Below are 21,034 nucleotides of genomic sequence, written 5' to 3' on the forward strand. Positions count from 1 at the left end.
GTGGCTTGTTGCGTTCAAACTTGGCCTTTGCCATGGGTATTTCCTCTTTTTTTGGGGTCAAGTGCTTAGCTCGTATAAATACGCTATCTAAGACAATCTTGACCACATTAAGATAATTGTTAAAAGGTCGCACATACTAATGTGCAGATATTATAAGAAAATCACGACCAATAACAAGTCTTTTAACAAGTTATTGGCGTATTCTCGACTGACAATATAGAGATCTGCTTTATATTGTCACCTTCAATAAACTTTTATTTACTCGTCATCATCTTTAGAGTTGTACTTAGAGATGATCTCAGCAGCAACTGACTTTGGAATTTCAGCGTACTTTTGGAATTCCATTGAGTAAGTAGCACGGCCTTGTGACATAGAGCGCATTTGCGTGGCATAGCCGAACATCTCTGCTAACGGTACTTCTGCACGGATCTGCTTAGTACCACCAGGTAAGTCTTCCATACCCTGTACTAGACCACGACGACGGTTAAGATCGCCCATGATATCACCCATGTAGTCTTCAGGTGTTTCTACTTCAACTTTCATGACTGGCTCAAGCAATGCTGGATCAGCTGCCATGAAACCTTTTCTGAAGGCCATAGAACCTGCCATTTTGAACGACAATTCATCAGAATCGACGTCATGGTAAGAACCATCATACAAGGTTGCTTTTACGCCAACGACTGGGTAACCAGCAAGTACGCCATTTTTCATACGTTCTTGAATACCTTTGTCGACCGCACCATGGAATTCTTTTGGTACTGTACCACCAACAACTTCTTCAGCGAACTCATACTCAACTTCGCCCGCTGGATCAAGTGGCTCAAGACGTAACCAAACGTGACCGAATTTACCACGACCACCTGTTTGACGTACGAATTTGCCTTCTTGTTCAACCGTATTACGGATCGTTTCACGATAAGCAACCTGCGGCGCACCGATGTTGGCTTCTACGTTAAACTCACGCTTCATACGATCCACAAGAATCTCTAGATGTAGCTCACCCATACCACTGATGATGGTCTGGCCAGATTCTTCGTCAGTATGTACACGGAATGATGGATCTTCTTTTGCTAAGCGACCCAAAGCGATTGACATTCTTTCTTGGTCAGCTTTGGTCTTAGGCTCAACGGCTAGAGAGATAACTGGATCTGGGAATTCCATACGCTCAAGCGTGATAACATTTTGCTCATCACATAGCGTATCACCAGTGGTCACATCTTTCATACCAACTAACGCTGCGATATCACCAGTACGGATCTCTGCAAGCTCTTCTTGAGAGTTTGCCATCATCTGTACGATACGGCCAACACGCTCACGCTTCATTTTAACTGGGTTGTAAACACTACTACCCTGCGTCATAACGCCTGAGTACACACGAACGAACGTTAAGTTACCAACGAATTTATCGTTCATGATTTTGAATGCTAACGCTGAGAACGGCGCGTCATCTGACGCTTCGCGACTGCCTTCAGTTTCGTCTTTGTCATCAAGAATACCGCGAATTGCAGGTACGTCGATTGGTGCTGGAAGATACTGAATGACCGCGTCTAGCATTTTTTGTACACCTTTGTTTTTAAAGGCAGTACCACAAAGTAGCGGGATAATTTCATTATCAATCGTCAACTGACGAATAGCTGTATTGATCTGTTCTACAGACAGCTCACCATTTTCAAGATACTCATTCATGAGCTCTTCGTTGGCTTCAGCCGCACTTTCTACTAGATGCTCGCGATACTCTGCTGCTTTTTCTTGTAGTTCAGTTGGGATTTCGCGTTCTTCGTATTGCATACCTTGAGACGCTTCGTCCCAATAGATAGCTTTCATAGTGACCAGATCAATAACGCCTTCGAAGTCATCTTCTTTACCAATTGGAATAACCAATGGGACAGGATTACCACCCAGACGGGTTTTGATTTGTTCAATAACACGATAGAAATCAGCACCAACACGGTCCATTTTGTTGACAAAAGCAAGACGTGGTACTTTATATTTGTTCGCCTGACGCCATACGGTCTCAGACTGTGGCTGAACGCCGCCTACTGCACAGTAAACCATGCAAGCGCCATCAAGTACACGCATAGAACGTTCAACTTCGATTGTGAAGTCAACGTGGCCTGGGGTATCGATGATGTTAATGCGATGTTCGTCAAACTGTTTTGCCATACCTGACCAAAAACAAGTGGTTGCCGCTGAGGTAATAGTAATACCACGCTCTTGTTCTTGTTCCATCCAGTCCATGGTGGCTGCGCCATCATGTACTTCGCCAATTTTGTGGCTAACACCGGTATAGAATAAAACACGCTCAGTAGTGGTCGTCTTACCAGCATCGATGTGCGCTGAGATACCAATATTGCGATAGCGTTTTAGGGGAGTTTTACGAGCCATAGTGTTTTCCTAGGAAAAGTCGTGTATATAATAATGTATTGTGTCTCTACCTCATACTCTATGACAAAGCGGTCAGCTTCGTAATATTACTTACTGATTATTGAGCCTAATACGGACAAAAAAAGAGCAAATACTAAGAATAGTGCGGCATCAAATTTGGGACGCTCTCCAATTAAACAGTGTGTTTTTGGAGAAGCATCTTGATAGACGTCCGCCATCTCTATTACTCACAGGCAAAGCCTATTTGTAATTGGATTAATGATGGCGGCAATCAATAGAATAAATAACAATGTAAGATTAATGGGCCGAAGCCCGTTAATCTAAAGCTACTATCAAACAATAATGTAAAAGAGTAGCTTAGAAGCGGTAATGAGAGAATGCTTTGTTAGCATCTGCCATGCGGTGAACTTCGTCACGCTTTTTCATAGCAGCGCCTTTGCCGTCAGCAGCATCATTCAATTCGCCAGCTAAACGCAAAGCCATTGATTTTTCAGAACGCTTAGCAGCAGCTTCAGCTAACCAACGCATAGCCAAGGCAGTACGACGGGAGGGGCGTACTTCCATTGGTACTTGATAGGTTGCACCGCCAACGCGGCGAGCTTTTACTTCTACCATTGGGCGTACATTTTCAAGCACTTCTTCGAAGAAAGATACTGGATCTTCGACTTTACGTTTCTCGCTTACTGTCTCAAGTGCACCATAAACGATACGCTCAGCAGTAGATTTTTTACCATCACTCATTACATGGTTAATGAATTTTGCAACAGTTTGGCTACCGAACTTAGGATCTGGAAGGATCTCACGGGCAGCAACGACGCGACGTCTTGGCATAATAATTTTCCTTATCTTCAGGAGTGTCCAACATTCACAACATCACACGGGTCAACAGAATATAGTAGTGAGTTGTCAGTTAGCCTTACTGCATGGTGGTATGCTTTAAAGATGATTACTGATATAAAATTATTTATATACCCGTAATACTATCTGTGACACCAAACCCATGCACAGTTATTGGGTAGTGCAAAAAGCTTACTTAATAACGTTTAGTTATTAAACTTTAGGCTTCTTAGCACCGTACTTAGAGCGACCTTGCTTACGGTCTTTTACGCCAGCACAATCTAATGCACCGCGAACAGTGTGATAACGTACACCCGGTAGATCTTTTACACGACCACCGCGGATAAGAACAACACTGTGCTCTTGTAGGTTATGACCTTCGCCGCCGATGTAGCTTGATACTTCATAGCCTGAAGTCAAACGTACACGACATACTTTACGCATGGCTGAGTTAGGTTTTTTTGGCGTGGTAGTATATACACGAGTACATACACCGCGACGTTGTGGGCACGCTTCCAACGCAGGAACTTTTGACTTTTCCTTGATGGTTTTGCGACCTTTACGAATCAATTGGTTAGTTGTTGCCATAAGGCATCCTTCTCCCGTTTGGTATAAAACAAAAAAATGGGGTACTGCGCTATCTATCTGACATTATGACAGATTTTGGCGCACCCATTTTTAGGACAGTGTATTATAAAGAGTTGTTGCTGCTATTTCAACCACTTATGAGTGATTGTGCTTTACAACATTTGATAGATATGCATTCAGCCTACTACTATACCACTTTATCTGTTTTTAATTAAAAATTGGCTAAAAAACAACCCACTAAACGAGATAGCAAAAGTAGAATAACGTATGGTGTGAGACACATCTTTAGCACTAAAAAGCAGTACTTTGTAATGACTAAATGGCGACACTGTCTTATTTTTCAAGTGAAATAAAACAGTGTCGCCACTATTAAGAAAAGATTACTGAGCTATTCTAACTTATTCGCCTCGTTTGCTGAAGCGTAAATCGCCAACTAACGGGCGTTCATATAAAATTTCTTTGCGCTACTTTTTGGCAGCTTTATCCGTATCATTTGATTGACTTTCAGAGTCCGCTGACTCATCCACGCTATCCTTTTTTTTATTACTGTTTTTCTCAGTATCTTTTTTTGTTGTCTCTGTTGCTTGATCTTTAGCGTCTTGCTGATCATCACCCTGACTATCAGCCGCGTTACTAACCTCAGCTTCGCTACTACTGTCATCTGTGATAGCACGATTGGCAAGTTTTGCATCTGGCGCAAAAGTCGCTTGGGCCACGCCAATCACTTCATCAATCAGATGGCTGTTGTAGCGCATGCCAATCACGACTGCTGTCGCTGGTAACAAGCGGCGCACCCACGTTAAATTGATTTGATCCAAGTCAACACCAACTTGACTGGCAAGACGATCAACTTGTTTGGCATAAAAATTCACGTTTTTATTTTTTAGACCTAGGTTTTTAAGCTCGTTGTGTAGACCATTGCTTTGGGCGTTATCAAGTAACCCTTTACCAATACCAATACCAGCCAGCAAGGCTTGTTTTTCTTGCATCTTACTTAAGTCGGCACTGGCGAGTAGCTCATACGCCATTTTGACGCCTTGCTTACCGGTCAAAGGCTTGTTATACACAGCACCTAGCTGATAAACCGTACGCAATGACACTAATAACAACCACAATGTGTCAGCAAGTAGACCTGGTAGTCCCGCTAAACCTGTCAGGCCGCCCATCGTGGCCAATGCCCGGTTTTGGTTGGCGATGTCAGTGGCTAAGGCATAACGCTCTTCGTCATCTAAGCTGGCGATATTGGCAAAACGATGCTCGTTAGGTAAATCAATTTGGCTCCATTGAGACGCAAGATTTGCTACTTGAGCAAAAGCCCCATCGACAGTCGATTGAAAAAAGCTGTTTGGTACCACTTTTTTGGCATATTTACCATAAGTCGCGAAACGGGGCCCCAATAATTGCTGAGTCGCTTTTAGGGTTTGCTCGCGAAATAAATCTTGTTGATAGTCTTCGTCACCCAAATTGACCGCTTTATAGTGGCGTGGTTTGCTTGTCTTAGCATTCATACTGTCAATCACGGCGCCCACACGCTCTAAGTTATTACGAGTAAAAGAGCCGACAGTGTTGATACCTTTAGAGAGAGTGCTACGCTTTGCCATCGTGATATCCTTAATATGATGATTGGTTTTGTTTTATTATATACTAGGTCGCTAACCTTAATGAATACGTCATTTTAGCGAATCAGCTTGCTGGGTGTCAGTGCGAACAATGTTATTGCAATCACAAATTTTGTATCTAACCGTATCACTTACTTTATCAGTTGCTTCGCCCATTATTTTTTTCAGGTTTACTTAGAGGCTTACTTAGAGATAATTCTTAGAGGTTATTTTTGGTGTCACTCACAAGCACGCTACTGTTAGCGTTTTTGGCCTATAGACATTTAAGCAACTTCTACTAGAGGACACTATTTTGTCGCTATTTTGCACTTGTACAAAGATTTTGAGTGCTTGATACGTTATCATATGTCATCCGTTAAAGCCTGATTGCAACGTCACTTTGTAGAACCGTTTGTGCCACTTGTAAAACGTTTGATTGTATGATGACAGCAGTGAGGACTATAACAGAAGCATTTAACGCTCAAAAGCCCTCGTGGCAAGATGGTTGCCATTATAGAGGCATACGGTTGACGTTAAATAACGGGTCTTTAAAAACGATTATTAAAAGTAATGATAAAAAGTTGTTACTCATAAGGAATAGAATATGCGCCGCGTTGTTATCACTGGAGCAGGGATTGTCTCTTGTATCGGACATGATTTAGCCACTGTTACTGCCGCTCTTAAGCAAGGACAGTCTGGCATTACGTTTAACGACGCTTATGCTGAGCATGAGTTTAAGTCGCAAATTAGCGGTAGTATCAATCAATCGACGCTTGATACCAGCGGCATTGATCGTAAATTAAAACGGTTTTTTAGTGAAGCCAGCCTCTATGCGTATGTCAGCGCCTTAAATGCGATTGAGCACGCCGGCTTATCCCTTGAAACCATCAATAATAATCCGCGTGTGGGCGTGGTAGCCAGTTCGGGCGGAGCATCGACAGAAAATATCGTGAATGCTGTGGATGCGATGCGCGAAAAAGGCCTGCGCGGTGTTGGTGCTATGGCGGTGCCAAAAACCATGGGCAGCTCGGTATCAGCGGCACTGGCAACGGGACTAAAAATCCAAGGGGTCTCCTACTCCTTAACGTCGGCTTGCGCGACTTCCACCCATTGTATCGGTCACGCCGCTGAGCTGATTCAGCTAGGCAAAGCCGATGTGGTGCTCGCGGGCGGTAGTGAGGCTGAGCATTGGACACAGTCTTGCATGTTTGACGCCATGGGCGCCGTGAGTACCCAATATAATGACACGCCATCACTGGCATCACGAGCATACGATAAAGATCGTGATGGTTTTGTCATTGCCGCTGGCGGTGCCATGGTTGTCGTTGAAAGCTTAGAGCACGCCCAAGCGCGCGGCGCCAATATTTTGGCCGAAATCGTCGGTTATGGTGCCAGCTCCGATGGCGCAGAAATGGTCGCACCAAGCGGTGAAGGTGCGGTACGTTGTATGCAACAAGCTTTGGCCGAGGCAGGCTTGCAAAGTGTCGATTACATTAACAGCCACGGTACCAGCACGCCACTAGGCGACATCACTGAGCTAAAAGCCATTGCCAAGGTGTTTGGTGATGATGTCAGTAACGTCCCTGCCATCAGCTCAACCAAGTCTATGACAGGCCACAGCTTAGGTGCCGTCGGCGCGCAAGAGCTAATCTACTGCTTACTCATGCTACAAGAAGGGTTTATCGCCCCTAGTATCAATGTCGAACAGTTAGACCCTGCGGCTGAAGGATTTGATATTGTCACTCAAATGCGTGAGACCAATCTTGAGACGCTCATGAGCAATAGCTTTGGCTTTGGCGGTACCAACGCAACCCTAATCATCAAAAAGTTTGACGCTTAGCACATGCTCGCAGCAAACGATAATACCACTGAGCAGACAGACTCTGCCCCATCGCCAGCCAGTCAACCTAGCTGGCGTTTTGGTGATCTGCCTGCGGCCGAACTGCTGCCGCAGCTACAGCAATATTTGCTGACGCAAGATACTGAGCCAAACTGGCAACTGGTTTGGCTTAACAACGATGGGCGACCAGTGATTGGCTTATTACCTAAAGTAAGCTGGTCCATTTATCCCACTGATAAGCAATCTTCCCGTGATTCACTAAATACTTATAAGGTGGTCAAACATTGCCGCAGTACGGATGTGAGTAGCGGTACTAGCGCTAATAGTGGCCATGCTATCACGACAACTTATATGAGCTATCTAGAGTGGCAAGATGAACTTATCACTTATAGTAACGCTCAAGCAGCTGATAACGACACGTCATATATCAGTATCCAAGAAAGCACCAAATCCAGTTACCACCATGGGCTAGTCGGTTTTATTGGTTATGATGTGGCCGCTCAAGAGCTAAGCCCGACAGCCAACATTAAACTGGCATCGCAGCCTTGTGCCGTATTGGGACATTACGATATTTATCTGACCCCAACCGATGAATGCAACAAATCAGTTTGGCAATTGAAAGTAAATAGAACCTATGATTACAACAATAATGATGAGAATAAGAATGCACTTGTAACAGCACTTATTTCCTACTTAGACGAATTAGATCAAAAATTGTCTGATAAGTCTTTAAATCAAACGCCGCTTAAAGCGTCATCACAACCTGCTCCATTAGCACTAACAGCACGATGGGCTAAAAATGATTACCAAAAAGTATTTGAACAAACCCAAAATTATCTACAGCAAGGCGACTGTTACCAGATCAATTTGACCCAAGAGTGGCACGGTTGTCTTGCCCATCAAAATAAACATGATGAACCACTATCAAAATCAAAAATCATTGACTATTTACCCGCTCTACATCGTAATACCAACGCACCATTTGCTGGGTATCTAGGCATTACGCATATTAGCAATGAAATCCATACTAGTGCACAAGACAATACCAGTAAGCAAAATAACCTTACTCAGCAAAAAAGTGATTTTGAACTATTAAGCTGCTCGCCAGAATTATTTTTTACCTTTAGCAAAGACAACGAGACTGGCAAGCACCATATCCGTACCAAACCAATCAAAGGAACGATGCCGCGTGGTGCAACGGCTGAACAAGACAGTATCTATAAACAGCAACTGATTGATAGTGAAAAAGATCGTGCTGAGAACGTCATGATTGTGGATTTACTGCGCAATGATTTGGGCAAATATGCCAAGATAGGTAGCGTTAAAGTGCCACAGTTGTTTGCGATTGAGAGCTTTAGCAATGTGCATCATATGGTCAGTACCATCAGCGCTGAGCTAAAAACCGACACGCATCCATTGGCCGTATTGTTTGGCAGTTTGCCAGCGGGCTCCATCACGGGCACACCCAAAAAGCGGGCAGTTGAGATTATCTCTGAGCTGGAGACCGCACCGCGCGGCGCTTACTGTGGCACCATGGGTTATATGAATTTTGATGGTAGTGGTCAATGGAATGTGTTGATTCGTACCATTCAGGCCAACCTATCATCAGATAATGGAATAGATCAAGAAGGTCATGTCAGTTTATGGGCAGGCGGCGGTATTACCGTGGCATCCGACTGCGATGCGGAATATCAAGAGTGCTTGGATAAAGTCGGTAATCTGCTATCAGTACTCGCTCAAACAACGTAAGCGGATAACGGCAAATTTTATACCCCAATATGGCAAAAAATACAGCCTGCTCAACATGATGTTGGCAGGCTTTTTTATTAAAATGACTACCGTGATTTAGCCATCGATTATTACAGTGTCAATCGCGAACAAGCTGTTAATCAGTCACGGCTTCTGCATTTTTCTGCAAGGCTTGTAACGCCTCTATCAAGCGATTATTTTGCTCTGCCGTACCAACAGTGATACGCAAGTACTCATTGATGCGCGGCTTATCAAAATGACGAACGATAATGCCTTGCTCACGTAACGCACTGGCCACCGCACTAGCGTTGCCATCTTTAGGACGGACAAATATGAAGTTGGCGTGCGATGGCAATACTTGATAATTCAGTGCTGTCAATTCTGCCGTTAGTGACTGGCGCAAATCGATCACCTGCTGACAGGTCTGTTCAAAATACGCGGTGTCCAAAACACTAGCGGTCGCCCCAGCTTGCGCCAATTTATCGAGTGGATAGCTGTTGAAGCTGTTTTTCATACGCGTCAGTGCTTCAATCAATGAAGCATTACCAAAGGCCATACCAACACGCAGTCCTGCAAGCGAGCGTGATTTTGAAAAAGTTTGCGTCACAAGAATGTTATCGCAGTCACTAATGAGGCTTACCGCTGAGACCTGCGCATCGACGCTACCTGCTTCTACCTGAGCAAAATCGATATAAGCCTCATCAATGACAATCACCGAATTAGAATGCTCACCAGCCAGCTTACGAATATCAGCAAGCGATAACAGTAAACCCGTTGGCGCATTAGGATTGGCAATGATGATACCACTACACGGCTGACGATAGGCATCAGGGTCAATACTAAAGTCTTCTTCTAGTGGGATTTGTATCAGGTCTACACCAAACGTTTGCGCGTATACGGGATAAAAGCTATAGCTAATATCAGGCGCTAACACAGGGCGCTCTTTTAGGAAAAAACTGGCAAACACGAGTGCCAATACCTCATCTGAGCCATTACCCACGAACACTTGATTGACACCAAGATCATATAACTGTGCCAACGCGGCACGCAAATCATCAGACTCAGGCGCTGGATACAAACGCAAGTCATCCGCTTGCTGCTCTAAGACCTTTGTGATTGCCTCCCCTACTTTTGGTGAGGGCGGAAATGGGTTTTCATTGGTATTCAACTTGCATAAGTTATCATGTTGCGGCTGCTCACCTGGGACATAAGGTGACAAGTTACGTGCTTTAGATGACCAAAGTCTGGTGTCTATCTTTAACTCACTCATAAGTTATCCTACTATTTGCCACAAAGACTATTAAACATAAATGTCAAAGGTAATTATTAAGGTGTTTTCACGGTAATCAAAACAAGTTATTGATAGCGATAACGAGCCGAGCGCGCATGGGCCTCTAGATCCTCACGCTGTGCTAAAATGTCTGCCGTCTCCGCTAACGGCTTGCTGCCCGTTTCACTACAATAAATAATGGACGATTTCTTTTGGAAATCATAGACACCAAGCGGAGAAGAAAAACGCGCGGTACCCGAAGTCGGTAACACATGGTTAGGTCCCGCACAGTAATCACCAATGGCTTCTGGCGTGTGACGGCCCATAAAGATGGCACCAGCGTGGCGAATGTCACTAAGTAGCGCATCAGGATCATCAACCGACAACTCTAGATGCTCAGGCGCAACTCGATTGATTACCGCCATACCCTCACTACGATCTTTCACTAAAATAAGCGCGCCACGGTTTTGTAGAGAATCACGGGCGATATCAGCCTTTGGCAATTCGGCCAATGCTTTTTCTATCTCAACTGCGACTGCGTCTAACTGCTCGCTACTGGTCGTGACAAAGATGGCTTGAGCAATGCGGTCATGCTCAGCTTGCGACAGTAAGTCCATGGCTAACCAGTCCGCACGATCTTGCGCCTCGCCCTCTGCATATACCAGTACTTCTGAAGGGCCTGCAATCATATCGATGCCAACTTGGCCAAACACAGCACGTTTGGCCGCTGCCACATACTTATTGCCAGGGCCTGTGATTTTGTCCACGGCGGGTATGGTTTCAGTACCGTAGGCTAAAGCTGCGACAGCCTGCGCGCCACCAATGGTAAAAACGCGATCGACTTGCGCCAGATGCGCTGCTGCCAGTACCAAGGGATTAAGTACGCCTTTTGGCGCGGGTACGACCATAATGACCTCATTAACCCCAGCCACTTTGGCAGGAATGGCATTCATAAGGACAGAGGACGGATAAGAGGCCAAGCCGCCTGGCACATAGATGCCCACGCGATCAAGTGGCGTGACTTTTTGCCCCAAGCGGTTACCCAGCTCATCTTCATACTGCCACGTCTCTTGTATTTGACGCTCATGGAATGTCTGTACGCGGTTCGCCGCCGTGGTTAACGCTGTTTTTACTTCATCATCAAGATTGGCAAATGCGTCAGCAAGCGCTTCCTTGGACAGCTCCAACTCTTGCATCGTCGTTGCTGGGTGCTGATCAAACTGCTGGGTCAACGCCAGTACCACACTATCACCATCATGGCGCACTTGCGCGATGATACGATCAACGGTCTTTAATAAATCGGCATCATTGACCGTTTCAAAAGCAAGCAGTTGGGTCAACTGACTGTCAAAGTCGGCATCTTGAGTACTTAATTGGCGCATGACTTAATCCTATATTCGTGCATAAAATACTGCTATAAAAATTAAAAACCTAAAACAAATCAAAGGTCGCAATGAACTGTACAACCGCTTATGTATGCTGATCTGACTCAGATTGTACTGAGTCTCTATTGTCTGATAAGTTTCTGGCAAGCAAATATAACAAAACCAGTTTAGCACGCTATGTCTATCATAGAGCGCCAAACTGGTTTAAAAATTCGTATAACAATGCTTTAGATTACCAATGATTGGTAGGGATTCATGAAGCGCTGGCAATACTGTTTTTAAAGCTATCCAAAATCGGCTCTAGTAATGCAAATTTACGTTTATAACTGACTTGATTGACGATAAGGCGAGAGGAGACATCACAGATATGATCACGCGCTTCTAGGCCATTCGCACGCAACGTATTGCCCGTATCGACCACATCGACAATCAAATCCCCCAAACCAACTAGGGGGCAAGCTCCATGGAACCATAAAGCTTAATAACATCTACTTGCTGACCTTGGCTGGCAAAATAAGCGCGGGCTACATTGACGTATTTGGTGGCGATACGCAAACGACGATTGGGTAAGGGAGCATCCTTCACACCAGCGGTCATCAGCTTACACTGCGCAATCTGCAAGTCCAACAACTCGTAAACATGATTGGCACCATGCTCAAGCAACACATCTTTACCCGCCACCCCAAAATCAGCCGCGCCATGCTCTACATAGGTTGGCACATCGCTGGCACGCAAAATCAACACACGTACATGAGGATTTGAGGTTGGAAAAATAAGCTTGCGTGATGCTTCAGGGTCTTCTAGCAAGTCGACACCAGCAGCACGCAGCAATGGCATGGTCTCTTCTAAAATACGACCCTTTGATAAGGCCAGTGTTAAGCCTGAGAACTCATCATTTACTTCGTTTAATAAACCGCTGGCAGGTATTGATTTGATTGCTTCAGTCATAATGACATCGTGTCCATGTACAGTTGGTATCCCCACCGAAGAGGATGCTTTGGTTTTATAAGGCTAAGCGTTGTATGTGAGAAGGTCTGGTACGCCCATTTATACTAGTCTTTGGTATTGATACGCTCAATATTCACACCAAGGCCGCGCAGTTTATTTTCAACATCTTCATAACCACGATCAATATGATAAATGCGGTCGATTAAACTCTCGCCTTCAGCGGTCGCCGCTGCCATGACCAGTGACATGGACGCACGCAAATCAGTTGCCATCACAGGCGCAGCCGTAAAGTTCTCGACCCCTTTCACCACCGCCGTGTGGCCGTCTACTTGGATAGAAGCGCCTAAGCGATTAAGCTCAGGCACGTGCATGTAGCGATTTTCAAAGATATTCTCGATAAAAGTACTGGTACCGTCGGCTAAGCAAGCAATAGCCATTAGCTGAGCTTGCATATCGGTGGGGAAACCAGGATGCGGCTGAGTGCGAATATCAACCGCCTTTGGACGACCTTTCATTTGCGCACGAATCCAATCATCACCTGTGGTAATAATCGCACCCATGTCTTCGAACTTTTCTAATACTGGGGTCAACAATAAAGCGGAGGTGTTTTTGGTCAATACATCCCCCCGCGTCATCAACGCGCCAGCCAGATAGGAGCCGGTCTCAATACGATCCGCTACCACCGAATACTCACAACCGTGCAGACGCTCCACGCCTTCGATCGTCATGGTTGAGGTACCAATACCGCTTATTTTGGCGCCCATGGCGACCAGCATGTTGGCCAGATCGACCACTTCTGGCTCAAGGGCACAGTTGCCCAAAACCGTCGTACCTTTGGCAAGAGCTGCCGCCATAATGACGTTTTCAGTACCGCCAACCGTGATCATATCAAACGAGAAGTTACAGCCAATCAGTTTGCCACCTTTTGGGGCTTGGGCTTTTACATAGCCGTTTTCTACGCTAATCTCAGCGCCCATCGCCTCAAACGCTTTTAGATGCTGATCGACAGGACGTGAACCAATGGCACAGCCACCTGGCAATGACACTTCTGCCTCGCCAAAACGTGCCAATAATGGCCCGAGCACTAGAATGGAGGCGCGCATGGTCTTCACCAAATCATATGGTGCATAGAAATTGTCGATACTCTTGGTATCACACGTGACCGTATCGCCTTCTTTTTTGATTTTAATACCCATGCCACCAATCAATTCAATCAGCGTTCGCACATCTTGTAGCGATGGTACGTTGTGCAATGTCGTTGGGGTCTCGGCCAGTATCATGGCTGCAAGTAACGGCAACGCGGCATTTTTGGCGCCTGAAATAGTAACTTCCCCTGCGATACGACTACTACCAGTGATTAAAAATTGATCCATAAAGGTGACAACCTAACGATGAGTATAAAAAATGGTGAAAACCAAACTGATTAAAACCCGCCACTTACCATGGCCAGTCTAAAAAATTTAGCCCTATAATAATGGTTTAGCTTTTTGCTTGAGCATCCCACTCAGCAGGCGTTAATGCTTGAATATTGAGGGCATGAATATCGCCACTCGCAATCTTATCATTGACTAACGCATAGATCGCTTGCTGACGCTGTACGGCGCGTTTGCCTTCAAAACTGGCATCAACCACACGTACATCAAACTTATTACCTTGGTTGGCCGCTTGAATAAAAGCGTCTGGGAAATGAGTCTGTAAAAATGCAATCAGGTCATCAGCGTTCATGCTCATAGAGTGTTCTGCCTTAAAGTAAAATGGGGTATAGATGTAAAGTGTGACATTATAACAAGAGTTTGCGTATCTTACAGTACTGTCTTACGCAACTGCATATGAGTGTGAGAAATCGCGTTACAGACAGCCAAAATCTCTATCAATGATCTCTAGACAAAACATATAATAAAAGTTGACTATCTTAGCGTTTTATCCAAGTACGTTAATACTTGCGCGCGCACATCATTGACCCAGCGTAGGGGCGGCGCCATCGCCCCAATACTGGTGGCATGGCTTGCACCTTTGATCTCACCGTTTTCGACCGTGACACCCGCAGCTTGCAGTGCTTCGGTCATCTTCATAGTATTGGTCGCATGGACGACCTTGTCTTTTTCGGCTGTCAGTAATAAATATGGTGGCTGCGCGCCTTTAATTTGGCGATCGGGCATGACCTCATCTGGCGTCGCATTCGCCCCAAAGGCCGTCGCACTACTAAACTTACGAAAATCATAGCTGTAAGGGCCAGCGATACCAATCACAGCGCTCAAGTCTTTGGGTTCTATACCATAGGGCGCTAAAAAATCTTCATTAGCGACGGCAGCGACTGCGTTAAACGCCCCAGCAGAATGCCCGATCACGGCTAAACGCTCAGGGTCAGCATAAAATCGCTTGGCATTGTCATAGCTCCATGCAATCGCTTGTGCCGCATCTTTGACATAGTCTGGATAGACGTGCTCAGGTGCTTTGCGATAGTTAATGACTGCCGTCACATAACCTGCTTGAGCCAAGCTTTGGCCAACAAAAGCGTATTCTTCTTTATTACCGCTTTCCCATGAGCCACCATGGACAAACACCACCATTGGATAAGTGGTATTGATCGTGCTTTGGTTTTTCATCGCTTGCGCTAACGGCTTGGGATAATAAAGGTCTAAGTCTTGTGAAGGCTCATCACCGTACAAAATATTTTTGCTCACACCGACACCACTATTAGCCGTGATACCGTTGACGATCGCCAGAGCAGACAGTGCTTGTGCTTGCTGTGTGGCCAATACCATCCCGCCTACCGCTAACGCCGCAGTAACGCCTTTACCGGTGAGTTTAAACGCCCGCGCTTTGTTAGATGAGCTTTCTGTAGATGAATCCTTCATAGCCCCTATTCCTATATACGTCAGTCAATGGATAGTAGAGGGAGTAGCGCTTACTATTATGCTATTGGTGCTGTCCCCTCTATTTTTACTGCTCATATCTTACGTACTGACAAAAAGTTTATCGTGCTTTTACTGTTATCACGGTTAGGTTTATTGTCATTGAAAATCCTACGCTATTGGCTACTATAAACACGAAGTAAGGACTCTACTCTGTTTAAAATAAATCGACTGTGTGACAAGCTGTTGCTCTATCTGCTTGATAAACACCAGCATTCAATAACAACATTTTTTATCACGAGGTTTTTATCTCAAGTCGACTTTTACGCAACGGCCTTTACTGACCCTGATAAAGATCAATGTATGGGCTTGATGACGACTGGTCAACAGTAGCCTCTTCCTCTGTGAGGATAATCGGCGTCGCAGTACTAGTAACGTCTGATGTGGGTACATTATTGGCGCTCGACACTGCTCCACCTTCGACTACTGGCACTGCGGCAGGGCTGGCCAAATTATTCTCATACATAATATCGTCTTCACCGATTTTGATGCCCCTATTATCGACGACCGTCGTCAGTAACACCAGCTCTGTCACCCCAACCGTGCTATTGGCGATATCAATTAAGTAACTCTGCTGAGTAGGGGTCATACGCCCCATAATATAAACCACCCCATTATTGGTCACCGCTTTAATCTGTGACGCTTTAACCCCATCACTTGTGGCCACTTTTGCCAGTAGTTTTGAGGTGATATAACCGTCATGGACAGTCGAGCTATAGCCTTTTGAGGCACTCACTTCCAGCTCGTTATAGACGCGGCGCACATCTGGCATAGAGTTGACGACTTTTTCTACTTCTGCTTTGATCGCTTCAGTCGGTACTTCGCCTGTCAGTAACACTTCACTGTTGAAGCTATCGATGCCCATACGACTGGTTTGTTGCAGATCTTCTCTTAAGCCATAAACATTGATTTTGGCCGTGTGTTCAATACTTCGATCAAGCAGACGCTGCGGAATGGTGCGCTCAGTCATTGGCACACCATAAGTTCCTTCAGTACTGTTGGTTAAATAGTTGGTGGTACAGCCAGTACTGACCACACTAGCCATCAACATCACCCCTATCGCAGTGCGACGTGATGAACCAAAAATAGCCGTGCGCAAATGCAGACGTGTCATAGTTTACCTCTTAGAGCATGGTTGTGACGATTATATAAACTCGGTTAAGTGAGCAAGTCTTAATCTAGTAGCGTTGAATGTAGCTACTTTACTTAATTTTTGCGAGTGGCGGTTAGGTTTTTGGTAACGGTCATGGCTTGCCAGCCTCTATTACCATGCGCTCGCTATAAAAGCGCCTTTGAGCCATTCTGGTTGAGTGTCTGCCAGTTGCTCGTTTGGCGATGTTTTACCGGTGGTGTTATAGGCAATGACATCAAACCGGCAGTCATAATGAGCATACTCAGGATGCTGCTGCAAAAAACACTTGGCGGTTTGAATGACTTTACGTTGCTTACTCATCGTGATGCTGAGCGCCGCATCACCATAATCTGAACGCTTCCGCTGACGAACTTCAATAAATACCAGCGTTGACCATGCTGACCCTGTCTCAATCATGACCAAGTCTAGCTCACCGATTTTTGGCTGTTGCCAGTTTTGTGCAATCAAACATAGCCCTTGCGCTTGCAAAAACTCACATGCCTGCTGCTCAAACCGACTGCCCTGACGCTGTGTGGGTGAGGTTAGGGTCAAGGTTTTATGGAGCGGTTTATGATTTGCCATGATGTTGCTTGGTCTGGTTAACATTTCAGAATTATCATAGCACAACATGCTAAACTAGCCACTTCTGCGCTATCTACTCTCAAAATCTATGGGATTATTCACTCACTATTTGACCGAAAAAACGGTAAATAACGACTGTCTATAATGGCGCACTATTATTTTTAACGACCCGAGGTTTTCATGTCTGCCCCTACTGCGATGCCAGCTTGTCTTTATATCGTTGCCACGCCGATTGGTAACTTGACCGACATGACCCCGCATGCGATTGATATTTTAAAGCAGGTCGCTATTATCGCCTGTGAAGACACCCGCACCTCAGGTAAGCTGCTGTCACACTTTGGTATTGAGACCAAAGGCGGTAAAACTGACGACACAAAAGATTTATTGAGTCATGATGCTGACCATGATGCCAATACGACGACCAAACAAAAAGGCCACAATAAGCTTTGGGCTTATCATGAGCACAATAGCGCTGTGCAGACTCCTAAGATTATTGAGATGATCGAGCAAGGTTACTCGGTCGCCTTAATCAGTGATGCCGGCACGCCACTGGTCAGTGACCCAGGTTATCAATTGGTGCAGGCTGCACACGCGGCAGGCGTTACGGTATCCCCTATCGTGGGTGCATCTGCTGCTATTGCTGCCCTGTCGGTCGCAGGTCTTCCATCAGACCGTTTTAGCTTTATTGGCTTCTTACCAGCCAAAGCCCATGGACGCCAAAAACAACTGGCCACCTTAGACACACGCACCGAAACCCTCATATTTTATGAAGCGCCGCATCGTATCGTCGCCAGCCTAGAGGACATGGCAACTATATTTGGTGCAGAGCGCGACGTGACTTTTTGCCGTGAGCTGACCAAAACTTTTGAGACAGTACATAAGAGTACACTTGGCAGTTTGGTTGACTTTGTAAAAGCAGACGACAACCAACAGCGTGGTGAAATCGTGGTGGTCGTCGCTGGTGTCAGTGCGGCAAAAGACGCTGACGATATCAGCGCTCATGACGCACTATTGCAGCGTCTGTTAGAGGATTTATCAGTGAAAAAGGCTGCCGCGTTGGCCGCTGACATTACGGGCGTAAAAAAGAATGCACTCTATCAGCGCTTGCTTGCGTTACAGGCTGAATAATTGTCCATAATAAAAAAGATGTAGATTTACAAATTAATTGAGGAGAGGTAAGCAATGTACGACGTAATGGCAATAGGTAACGCGCTGGTTGATCACGAATATGTGTTGTCGGATGCCGCATTGGAAGAGACAGATCTAACCCGTGGCAATATGACATTAGCAGGTATCGAAGAGCAACAGCAACTACTGGCTTACTTCAAGCTTGCTGAGATTGAGCCATCAAAACAAGCGGGTGGCGGCTCAGCAGCCAATGCAATGTATACCTTTGCCAGCCTAGGGGGTAAGCCTTTTTATGCGTGCCGTGTCGGTGATGACACTCAAGGGGCCTTTTACCTAAAAGACCTGCATGAAGCAGGCGTGACAACCTCGGACAAATCCATACACGCAGGCGGCGTGACTGGCTCATGTGTGGTCGCCGTCACAGAAGACGGTGAGCGCACCATGCAGACCTATCTTGGCACGTCAAGCGAGATCACGGCCGACAATGTCGATTTTGATGCGCTAATGCAGGCTGACTGGCTCTATCTAGAAGGCTACTTGGCTATGTCTGAGAGCATTCAACCAGCGATGACTCAGTTGCGGCAACAAGCGGGGGTTCATAATGCAAAAATCGCCGTGAGCTTTGCTGATCCAGCGGTGGTAAAGTTTGCCAAAGAGGGCTTACTTAATATGCTGGGCAATAAAGTTGCCGTGATATTCTGTAATAGTGAAGAAGCCAAGCTGTTCACCGATAAAAAACAAGTCAAAGCCGCCGCACGTGCATTGCTTGATTACTGCCAAACAGCAGTGGTGACGGATGGTGCTAATGGTGCAGTCATCGCACGCAGGTCTGATGACGAGTCAGAGATTGAGATTCATGATATTGCGACGCCAGTGGTGGCCAATGTCATCGACACCAATGGCGCTGGTGATAACTACGCTGGTGCCTTCTTATATGCTTTATCTCAACAGTATAGTTTGCCAGAATGTGGGCGTCTTGCCAGCGAAGTATCCGCACAAGTCATCCAACAATTCGGTCCGCGTCTGGCCTCACAAGATTATAGAGATATCGCTCAACGTGTGCTAACCGCTTAGTCACTGTATACGTGTGTTTGACGCGAATAAAAAAGCCCATATCAAATCGATATGGGCTTTTTTATTCGCTAGAATTGCTTAAATAATGTGCTTCATTAAGTAAGCCGTCTTTAATTAAGCAGAAGCCAAGGCTTGCGCCAGATCCGCCTTAATGTCTTCGATATGCTCGATACCGATAGACAAACGTACCATGTCTGCACTCACGCCCGCCTGCTCTAACTCTTGACCATTTAATTGGCGATGGGTCGTCGTTGCTGGATGACAGGCCAATGATTTGGCATCACCGATATTCACAAGACGGGTAATCAATTGTAGCGCATCGATAAAGCGCGCCCCTGCTTCTAGACCACCTTTAACCCCAAAGGTCAAAATGGCAGAAGGCGTGCCTTTCATGTATTTTTGAGCAAGTTCATGTTCAGGATGGTCTGATAAACCCGCATATTTCACCCACGCGATTTTATCGTGGTCACGTAGGTATTCTGCCACTGCCTGTGCATTCTGTACATGACGCTCCATACGTAGGCTGAGCGTCTCCATACCCTGCATAATACTAAAGGCATTTAACGGGCTAAGCGCGGCACCAGTGTTACGTAGTGGCGCCACACGAGCACGCGCGATAAAGGCTGGCGCGCCCACGTCTTTGACAAAATTGACACCATGATAGCTGGCATCTGGTGTGTTCAATAGTGGAAAACGCTCAGGGTAATCGCCCCAAGCAAACTGACCACTGTCGACAATCGCACCGCCAATTGACGTCCCTGTCCCGCTCATGTACTTGGTCAATGAATGAATCACAATATCAGCCCCGAACTCAAACGGGCGACATAACGCAGGCGTGGCGACTGTATTGTCAATCACGACTGGCACACCATACTCGTGAGCGATGTCACTGAGCGCCTGAATATCCACGATATTCCCCAGTGGGTTGCCAATACTCTCTGCAAAGACCATTTTGGTTTTATCATCGATTAAGTCACGAATCGCTTCAGGGTTTTTGTGATCAAAGAAGCGCACTTCGATACCTTGACGCGGCAGGGCGTGAGCGAACAAATTGTAAGTACCACCATATAGCGTCGATACCGCGACGATATTATCGCCCGCTTCACAGATGGTCTGAATCGCATACGTGATGGCCGCCATACCAGAGGCCACAGCCAGCGCCCCGATACCACCTTCAAGCGCCGCCACGCGTTCTTCTAGCACGGCATTCGTGGGATTCATGATGCGAGTGTAGATATTACCCGTTACCTTTAGATCAAATAAGTCAGCACCGTGCTGCGTATTGTCAAAGGCATACGAGCTGGTGTGATAAATGGGCACTGCCACCGCTTTGGTGGTCGGCTCAACGCTATAACCTGCATGAATCGCTAGTGTCTCAAGACGCGGGGTATGCTCATTTTGCTTAGTCGGTTGTCCGTCACTCATATTGTGCTCCTTATGTTCATTCACTATCAATTAAATACTTAAACAGCAAAAAACGCTGAAAAATTCCTATTAAAACGCCTATTACTAAACAATAGACACAAAAAAAAGCTGAGTTAATCATAACTCAACTTCTTTATGAAAAGAACAGCCAATTATTCAGCACTTAATGACAAAAAGT

Annotated in this window: 16 protein-coding genes and 1 pseudogene; 4 read left to right on the forward strand and 13 right to left on the reverse strand. The window is 45.7% G+C overall.

The window, feature by feature from the left end; genetic code table 11:
• Positions 1-258 precede the first annotated feature (258 nt).
• The 4 genes from fusA to JFC06_RS09290 form a co-directional block, all read right to left on the reverse strand.
• Positions 259-2,385 carry an elongation factor G gene (fusA, locus tag JFC06_RS09275; protein WP_198334827.1) on the reverse strand — a complete coding sequence of 709 codons (2,127 nt, stop codon included), beginning with the start codon at positions 2,383-2,385 and terminating at the stop codon, positions 259-261.
• 357 nt (positions 2,386-2,742) lie between these two features.
• A complete protein-coding gene (gene rpsG / locus JFC06_RS09280) occupies positions 2,743-3,216 on the reverse strand; it encodes a 30S ribosomal protein S7 (RefSeq protein WP_057761735.1) in 474 nt (157 codons plus the stop codon).
• A 219-nt stretch (positions 3,217-3,435) separates the two neighbouring features.
• Positions 3,436-3,810, reverse strand: a complete 375-nt coding sequence (gene rpsL / locus JFC06_RS09285) for a 30S ribosomal protein S12 (protein WP_011281154.1) — start codon at positions 3,808-3,810, stop codon at positions 3,436-3,438.
• A 464-nt stretch (positions 3,811-4,274) separates the two neighbouring features.
• Positions 4,275-5,411 carry an EcsC family protein gene (locus JFC06_RS09290; RefSeq protein ID WP_193005224.1) on the reverse strand — a complete coding sequence of 379 codons (1,137 nt, stop codon included), beginning with the start codon at positions 5,409-5,411 and terminating at the stop codon, positions 4,275-4,277.
• A gap of 601 nt (positions 5,412-6,012) precedes the next feature.
• On the opposite strand from JFC06_RS09290, the gene JFC06_RS09295 reads away from it, so the two are divergent.
• Together JFC06_RS09295 and JFC06_RS09300 are read left to right on the forward strand one after the other, a co-directional pair.
• Complete coding sequence (locus JFC06_RS09295; protein WP_198334828.1) at positions 6,013-7,248, forward strand: beta-ketoacyl-ACP synthase II; 1,236 nt, start codon at positions 6,013-6,015, stop codon at positions 7,246-7,248.
• A gap of 3 nt (positions 7,249-7,251) precedes the next feature.
• Positions 7,252-8,997 (forward strand): anthranilate synthase component I family protein, encoded by a 1,746-nt coding sequence (locus tag JFC06_RS09300; protein WP_198334829.1) that lies wholly within the window; start codon positions 7,252-7,254, stop codon positions 8,995-8,997.
• A gap of 136 nt (positions 8,998-9,133) precedes the next feature.
• Here the strand turns inward: JFC06_RS09300 and hisC are convergent, their stop codons facing one another.
• The 8 genes and pseudogenes from hisC to JFC06_RS09340 all read right to left on the reverse strand — a co-directional run bounded on the left by hisC (position 9,134) and on the right by JFC06_RS09340 (position 17,277).
• On the reverse strand, positions 9,134-10,267 hold the full coding sequence (gene hisC, locus JFC06_RS09305) for a histidinol-phosphate transaminase (protein ID WP_198334830.1): 1,134 nt from the start codon (positions 10,265-10,267) through the stop codon (positions 9,134-9,136).
• An 86-nt stretch (positions 10,268-10,353) separates the two neighbouring features.
• Positions 10,354-11,649, reverse strand: coding sequence for a histidinol dehydrogenase (gene hisD, locus JFC06_RS09310; protein ID WP_193005220.1), 1,296 nt, complete (start codon positions 11,647-11,649; stop codon positions 10,354-10,356).
• Positions 11,650-11,905: 256 nt separating this feature from the next.
• Positions 11,906-12,600: pseudogene (hisG, locus tag JFC06_RS09315) on the reverse strand (ATP phosphoribosyltransferase).
• Between the two features lie 104 nt (positions 12,601-12,704).
• A complete protein-coding gene (murA, locus tag JFC06_RS09320; protein ID WP_198334831.1) occupies positions 12,705-13,973 on the reverse strand; it encodes a UDP-N-acetylglucosamine 1-carboxyvinyltransferase in 1,269 nt (422 codons plus the stop codon).
• Positions 13,974-14,079: 106 nt separating this feature from the next.
• Positions 14,080-14,325 carry a BolA/IbaG family iron-sulfur metabolism protein gene (locus JFC06_RS09325; RefSeq protein WP_198334882.1) on the reverse strand — a complete coding sequence of 82 codons (246 nt, stop codon included), beginning with the start codon at positions 14,323-14,325 and terminating at the stop codon, positions 14,080-14,082.
• 182 nt (positions 14,326-14,507) lie between these two features.
• Positions 14,508-15,458 (reverse strand): alpha/beta hydrolase, encoded by a 951-nt coding sequence (locus JFC06_RS09330; RefSeq protein ID WP_198334832.1) that lies wholly within the window; start codon positions 15,456-15,458, stop codon positions 14,508-14,510.
• Positions 15,459-15,792: 334 nt separating this feature from the next.
• Positions 15,793-16,629 (reverse strand): BON domain-containing protein, encoded by an 837-nt coding sequence (locus JFC06_RS09335; RefSeq protein ID WP_198334833.1) that lies wholly within the window; start codon positions 16,627-16,629, stop codon positions 15,793-15,795.
• Positions 16,630-16,779: 150 nt separating this feature from the next.
• Positions 16,780-17,277 carry a YraN family protein gene (locus tag JFC06_RS09340; protein ID WP_198334834.1) on the reverse strand — a complete coding sequence of 166 codons (498 nt, stop codon included), beginning with the start codon at positions 17,275-17,277 and terminating at the stop codon, positions 16,780-16,782.
• Between the two features lie 132 nt (positions 17,278-17,409).
• On the opposite strand from JFC06_RS09340, the gene rsmI reads away from it, so the two are divergent.
• Together rsmI and JFC06_RS09350 are read left to right on the forward strand one after the other, a co-directional pair.
• Complete coding sequence (gene rsmI / locus JFC06_RS09345; RefSeq protein WP_198334835.1) at positions 17,410-18,357, forward strand: 16S rRNA (cytidine(1402)-2'-O)-methyltransferase; 948 nt, start codon at positions 17,410-17,412, stop codon at positions 18,355-18,357.
• A gap of 54 nt (positions 18,358-18,411) precedes the next feature.
• Positions 18,412-19,431, forward strand: coding sequence for an adenosine kinase (locus tag JFC06_RS09350; protein ID WP_198334836.1), 1,020 nt, complete (start codon positions 18,412-18,414; stop codon positions 19,429-19,431).
• A gap of 114 nt (positions 19,432-19,545) precedes the next feature.
• Here JFC06_RS09350 and JFC06_RS09355 read toward each other — a convergent pair whose 3' ends face one another.
• Positions 19,546-20,856 (reverse strand): O-acetylhomoserine aminocarboxypropyltransferase/cysteine synthase family protein, encoded by a 1,311-nt coding sequence (locus JFC06_RS09355; protein WP_198334837.1) that lies wholly within the window; start codon positions 20,854-20,856, stop codon positions 19,546-19,548.
• Positions 20,857-21,034 lie beyond the last annotated feature (178 nt).

Source organism: Psychrobacter namhaensis (assembly GCF_016107545.1).
GTDB classification, from domain to species: domain Bacteria; phylum Pseudomonadota; class Gammaproteobacteria; order Pseudomonadales; family Moraxellaceae; genus Psychrobacter; species Psychrobacter namhaensis.

Bases quoted from the DNA above. Each gene is read 5' to 3' on its own strand.
- fusA (WP_198334827.1), bottom strand. From the start codon at position 2,385: ATGGCTCGTAAAACTCCCCTAAAACGCTATCGCAATATTGGTATCTCA.
- rpsG (WP_057761735.1), bottom strand. From the start codon at position 3,216: ATGCCAAGACGTCGCGTCGTTGCTGCCCGTGAGATCCTTCCAGATCCT.
- rpsL (WP_011281154.1), bottom strand. From the start codon at position 3,810: ATGGCAACAACTAACCAATTGATTCGTAAAGGTCGCAAAACCATCAAG.
- JFC06_RS09290 (WP_193005224.1), bottom strand. From the start codon at position 5,411: ATGGCAAAGCGTAGCACTCTCTCTAAAGGTATCAACACTGTCGGCTCT.
- JFC06_RS09295 (WP_198334828.1), top strand. From the start codon at position 6,013: ATGCGCCGCGTTGTTATCACTGGAGCAGGGATTGTCTCTTGTATCGGA.
- JFC06_RS09300 (WP_198334829.1), top strand. From the start codon at position 7,252: ATGCTCGCAGCAAACGATAATACCACTGAGCAGACAGACTCTGCCCCA.
- hisC (WP_198334830.1), bottom strand. From the start codon at position 10,267: ATGAGTGAGTTAAAGATAGACACCAGACTTTGGTCATCTAAAGCACGT.
- hisD (WP_193005220.1), bottom strand. From the start codon at position 11,649: ATGCGCCAATTAAGTACTCAAGATGCCGACTTTGACAGTCAGTTGACC.
- murA (WP_198334831.1), bottom strand. From the start codon at position 13,973: ATGGATCAATTTTTAATCACTGGTAGTAGTCGTATCGCAGGGGAAGTT.
- JFC06_RS09325 (WP_198334882.1), bottom strand. From the start codon at position 14,325: ATGAACGCTGATGACCTGATTGCATTTTTACAGACTCATTTCCCAGAC.
- JFC06_RS09330 (WP_198334832.1), bottom strand. From the start codon at position 15,458: ATGAAGGATTCATCTACAGAAAGCTCATCTAACAAAGCGCGGGCGTTT.
- JFC06_RS09335 (WP_198334833.1), bottom strand. From the start codon at position 16,629: ATGACACGTCTGCATTTGCGCACGGCTATTTTTGGTTCATCACGTCGC.
- JFC06_RS09340 (WP_198334834.1), bottom strand. From the start codon at position 17,277: ATGTTGTGCTATGATAATTCTGAAATGTTAACCAGACCAAGCAACATC.
- rsmI (WP_198334835.1), top strand. From the start codon at position 17,410: ATGTCTGCCCCTACTGCGATGCCAGCTTGTCTTTATATCGTTGCCACG.
- JFC06_RS09350 (WP_198334836.1), top strand. From the start codon at position 18,412: ATGTACGACGTAATGGCAATAGGTAACGCGCTGGTTGATCACGAATAT.
- JFC06_RS09355 (WP_198334837.1), bottom strand. From the start codon at position 20,856: ATGAGTGACGGACAACCGACTAAGCAAAATGAGCATACCCCGCGTCTT.